Annotated in this window: 3 protein-coding genes; all 3 read left to right on the plus strand. The window is 56.3% G+C overall.

Translation table 11 applies throughout. The annotated features are described in order from the left end of the window. The coding region (locus IQK56_RS19835; RefSeq protein ID WP_246500251.1) for a hemagglutinin repeat-containing protein at positions 1 to 2,660 on the plus strand (2,660 nt) is incomplete at its 5' end. Further along, complete coding sequence (locus IQK56_RS31225; RefSeq protein WP_246500252.1) at positions 2,545 to 3,621, plus strand: hypothetical protein; 1,077 nt, start codon at positions 2,545 to 2,547, stop codon at positions 3,619 to 3,621. The genes IQK56_RS19835 and IQK56_RS31225, both read left to right, overlap by 116 nt. Next, positions 3,618 to 3,848, plus strand: coding sequence for a hypothetical protein (locus IQK56_RS19840; RefSeq protein WP_193863972.1), 231 nt, complete (start codon positions 3,618 to 3,620; stop codon positions 3,846 to 3,848). Before IQK56_RS31225 ends, IQK56_RS19840 begins: the two co-directional genes overlap by 4 nt. Positions 3,849 to 5,104 lie beyond the last annotated feature (1,256 nt).

The following is a 5,104-nucleotide window of genomic DNA, read 5'->3' on the forward strand; positions in this document are numbered from 1 at the left end:
GCAGCCTCAACCTGCACGCCACGCAATACCTGCAAAACGGCACTCTGCGCGAAAACACCCTGGCGCAGCTGGTTGGCGAGGTCGGCCACAACCCCAACGACCTTGAACTGAGCCCCGACCGCCTCAGTGATGACCTGACCCGTCCGCCTGAGTTTCACTTGCCCAGTGGCGAGTACGGCCTGTTTATCCCGAGCAAGGATCCCGGCAGCCCGTACCTCATTGAGACCAATCCGTTGTTCACCCACCTGGGCAACTTCCTCGGTTCCCAGTATTTGCTCGACAAGATCGGCTACAACACCGACGACGCCTGGCGCCGCCTCGGCGACGGCTACTACGAAAGCCGCCTGATCCGTGATGCCGTGCTGGCCAAGACCGGGCTGCGCTTTCTCGACGGCCAGAACAGCGATGAAGCGCAGTTTCGTCACCTGATGGACAACGGTCTCAGCGCCCGCGAAAGCCTGCAACTGAGCGTCGGCGTCGGCCTCACCGCGCAACAAATCGCCGCGTTGACCCACGACATCGTGTGGATGGAAAAACGCCAGGTACAAGGCGAATACGTGCTGGTACCGGTGTTGTACCTGGCGACGGTTAACCACCAGAACCTGCGTGGCCCTAGCCTGGTGCAGGGCCAGGACATCAACCTGGTCAGTGGCGGCGATATCGTCAGCGTCGGCACGCTCAAGGCCACCCGGGACCTGACCGCCGTGGCCGATGGCAACCTGCTCAATGGTGGCTCGATGATCGCAGGCGAACGCCTCAGCCTGCTGGCCACCGACAGCATCCGCAATGCCATGGCCGGCGAAATCCGCGCCAGCCACGTGGACCTCACGAGTCTCACCGGCGACATCATCAATGAGCGCACCGCCCACGCCCGATACCAGGGGGACGGCACGCTCATCACCCATCTCGATCACGCCAGCCAGATCAACGCGGGCCAGCAACTGACCCTCGATGCGGGGCGCGACATCACCAACCGAGGCGCCATCAGCAGCGGCGGCGACGCGAGCCTGACCGCCGCCCGCGATATAAATCTCATCGCTGTCACCGACACCCAGCAAGTGCGCACCACGCAAAACGGTGGGCACCTTGTCACCCAACACAGCCGTACCGAACACCTCGGCGCCAACGTCAACGCCGCCGGCAACCTGAGCCTGCAAGCCGGCGGCGACATCACGCTGTTGGCGAGCCAGGCCAATGCCGGCAAAGACCTCAGCGTGGCCGCCGGCGGAAACATCAACCTTCTTGCCGCCGCCAACGAAATCGACCACGAGGTACACAGCAAACGCAACGGTGCCAAGACCCACGAACAAACCACACAAGTGCGCCAAATCGGCAGCCAACTCAACGCGGCCGGCAACCTCACGGCAACGGCCGGGCAAGACATCTTGCTGCATGCCAGCCAAGTCACCGGCGGCAAGGATGCTTACCTGATCGCGGGCGGACAACTGCAGTTATTGAGCGCCAATGACAGCGACTACAGCCTGTACGACTACAAGAAAAAGGGCAGTTTTGGCGCGATCAAAACCCAGCGCGATGAAGTCACTGATGTGCGCGCTGTCGGCAGCCAGATCAGCACCGGCGGCAGCCTCAACCTCGTCAGTGGCGGCGATCAGCTGTACCAGGGCGCGCGGATGGAGAGTGGAACGGATATCACCATTACCAGTGGTGGTGCGGTGACCTTTGAGGCGGTGAAGGACGTGCGCCAGGAGAGTCATGAGAAGAGTAACAACAGCGCGTTCTGGGTTTCATCCAAGGGCAAGGGCAGTACCGACGAAACGCTGCGGCAAAGTCAGTTGGTTGCCGAGGGCAATATTGCGATCAAGGCCGTCGACGGTTTGAAGATCGATGTCAAGCAGGTCAACCAGCAGACCGTCAGCCAGTCCATCGAGGCAATGGTCAAGGCCGACCCGCAACTGGTGTGGCTCAAGGATGCAGAAAAGCGCGGTGATGTGGACTGGCGCCAAGTCAGAGAGGTGCACGACAGCTTCAAGTACAGCCACTCGGGGCTGGGGCCTGCATCGCAAATCATCATCGCGATTGTGATGTCGGCGGTAATCGGGCCAATGGCTGCCGCCGCTGCGGGGGGCGGTGTGGGGGGCGCCATGGTAGGTGCTGTAGCAACAGGCGCCTCTACCAATGCCAGCGTCAGCGCGATCAATAACCGGGGCAATCTCGGCGCCGTCCTCAAGGATGCGACGTCCTCCGACGCCATGAAGGGCTATGCGGTTTCGGCAATCACTGCGGGTCTGACGGTGGGTTATTTTGATCAGTGGACGGGGGGCCAGACCAATACGGCCATAGGGAAAGTCACTGCATCGGGCTCGCTGAACACCTGGACCGGCGTCGGCCAATTTGCCGCCAATCAGGGGCTGCAGAATGGGACATCGCTGTTACTGAACAAGGCATTGGGGCAGGGCGCAAGCGTCAGTGATGCGTTGAAAAACGCCCTGTTCAACACCTTGGCGGCAGCCAGCTTCAACCTGGTGGGCGATTACACCAAAAACATCCTCGCAGAGGGTTCGGCGCAAGGTAGTGGTTCACGCCATGGTCGGCGGACTGCTGGCAGAAGCCACCGGCGGCGACTTCAGAACCGGCGCCTTGGCGGCCGCTGCCAGCGAGGCGTTGGTCATCCAGTTGGATTCCTTGGTCAAGGGCAATGACAACCTGCTGACGATGAGTTCACAAATCGTCGGCGTCTTAGCGGCTGCGGCACAGGGCGATACGGATGCGGCCGCGCTGGAGAAAGGCAGTTGGGTTGCAAAGAACGCAACGCAGTACAACTACCTGGCACATAACCAACTTGAGCGAGCAGCCGAGCAGATCACGCGCTGCACCGATGCCTCCTGCATCCAAGAAACCACGCGTAAATTCAAAGAGTTAAGCCTACAGCAGGACATCGACGCGATCATGGGCTGCAAGGCTGATCCCAAGTCTTGTGCCGCACTGTCCAAAGAAGTCGCCGACACCATGGCGAACCTGAACGCCATCAAAGACATCGCTGACTACGCCTCGCCCGTTGCGCGGGATGCGGTGCAGAACCTCATCAACGGCAATTACGAATTCCAGGAAATGCTGGCCACAGCCACGACCGAGCATTCAGTCGGCGCCATGGTCGATTCGATCAAGGCGAAATGGGAGCTGAGCGATAGCCAGGCGCAGGACATTGCGGATAGTCTTAAGGTTGTTCTGGCGGTAGGGTTGGGTACTGCTGCGGGGGTTTTGGCTTATAAGCGGGCTGTGGCGGGTGCAAAAGCTACTGCTACAACGGGAGAAGTTGTAGCTACTGAAGCCACAAGTGCAAATGCCCAAGCTGCATTGAAAGCGAAACTATCAGGACTACAAAGAGCTCAAGAGACGGCAGCGGTCACTAGAACACTGCCTGATGGCCGTATTCGTTACTACACACAAGAGGTTCCTGCAAGGACAGAAGGACCTACTCGGGGTGCTTCTTTCGCCACGGAGTTTGATCCTAAAACGGGCAGTACGAGGCAATGGATGGAAAGCTATGACCATGCAGGAGAAGTAATCCGTGTCCACCCGAAAAGTATTAATGGGCAGCCGGTTGATGCTCAGCACTACCCTCCGACCGGAGCAGAGCTAAAGAGTTGGGGGCAGCAATGAGCATGGAAGACATAGTGGCTGACAGACTTGGAAGAGTAGTTGCTGATGGATTTGATATTTTTAAAATATCAAAAGAGGCACTTTATATTTACCAAGATCCAAACCTTTCTCTCACAAAAGATTTAGACATTGCGTTGTTGTCACTAATGGCAATGGTCGAAGGGCCAGAGTTTGAGATGACAGAAAAAGAATTTTATGATTTTTTATCTGATATTCGACAGATGTAGTTTTCAATACCCAACTTGATCAGGCACTATCCCGTGGCCGTGGCCGTGGGCTTTGCTACGATTCGAATGGAAAATTTATTGGTTTATTGGAACCGCCGAAGCCATGAATCTTTTATCTACTGTGATAATAAGCCCCCCAGACCGAGAGAATTGTGTATTCGAAATTTGGGCGGGGTCGAGTCAGTTGGCTGAGGTATCACATGAGCCAGGAAAATCAATTGAAATAGAAATTTATCCCCCTGTTGAGGGAAGTAAATGGAACTTCAAACTTGAGGAACTTATGACTGCTTTGCATCAAGCGACGGAGAATTTAGTTTCTCGCGAATAAGTTGGGGCAAAAGCTATTGGCGGGGCTGCTGGAAAGGTAGATGATCTTCGTATATCAAGAGGGCGAGGTTTCATGGGTCTTATACGAAAACATTGGGGTTAAGGCCTATGTCGACTATGGGGCTTATATGGAAAGTCTAGGGCTGAAACCACTATGGAGTGAGTTGCAAATCATTCCTGAGTAGGAGCAAAGGGAATTTCTCTATTCCTAACGCAGGAGCGAGCAGTGCAGCAAACGCGGCTAAGCTCAAAATGCATTTGGCTGCTGAACAGAACAGGCAGCAGCATGAATCGGGGTCAGACCCTGAGGGATTCCCGACTTTTCTTACACAAAATCAAGAAGTTGGAATTATTGAAGAGGCCTGCATGAGTCGGCAACTTGGCTTGCACCCCACAAAACTAAGATCCCGAACCCATGCAGGCCATTCGATTTTTGCACGGAGCACTCGCTCAATCACTCCCCTCAATTCGTTCTCGCCGCCTAACTAGCCCTGGCTGGAGTACTTTTGCAAAGATATTGTGCGCATCGAAAGTGTATGAATAGTTGCTCTGCATAGACTTCACTCAATACCGGCCTCGCGCCGGTGTTGCTATATCTGCTTATTGCAAAACCTCCCTTCCTTCGCTGTTCGCTTTGGTCGTGGCCTGACCGCTCAGTGAATCGCCACGGATTCTCCAGACACCTTGCAAGCAGCTCACTGAGTAACGGCAGAAACTTACGGAACCAACCCCCCCATCCCCTTGTCCCCGCTTCCCATGTCACCCCCCACCCCCCCAAATCCCTTAATTTCCCACCCCTACCGGAAGCCTCTCCAGGTCTCCGGCTGTGCCCGCTTTTTTCAAGGCGAGGCGCCCAGCGCATCCGATGCAAACGGCAGCTGAAAACGGACTTTTCTCCTTCACCGTGACTTACCAGGCAGGTTACCCCC

Source organism: Pseudomonas cyclaminis (assembly GCF_015163715.1).
Taxonomy (GTDB): domain Bacteria; phylum Pseudomonadota; class Gammaproteobacteria; order Pseudomonadales; family Pseudomonadaceae; genus Aquipseudomonas; species Aquipseudomonas cyclaminis.

Bases quoted from the DNA above. Each gene is read 5' to 3' on its own strand.
- IQK56_RS19840 (WP_193863972.1), top strand. From the start codon at position 3,618: ATGAGCATGGAAGACATAGTGGCTGACAGACTTGGAAGAGTAGTTGCT.
- IQK56_RS31225 (WP_246500252.1), top strand. From the start codon at position 2,545: ATGGTCGGCGGACTGCTGGCAGAAGCCACCGGCGGCGACTTCAGAACC.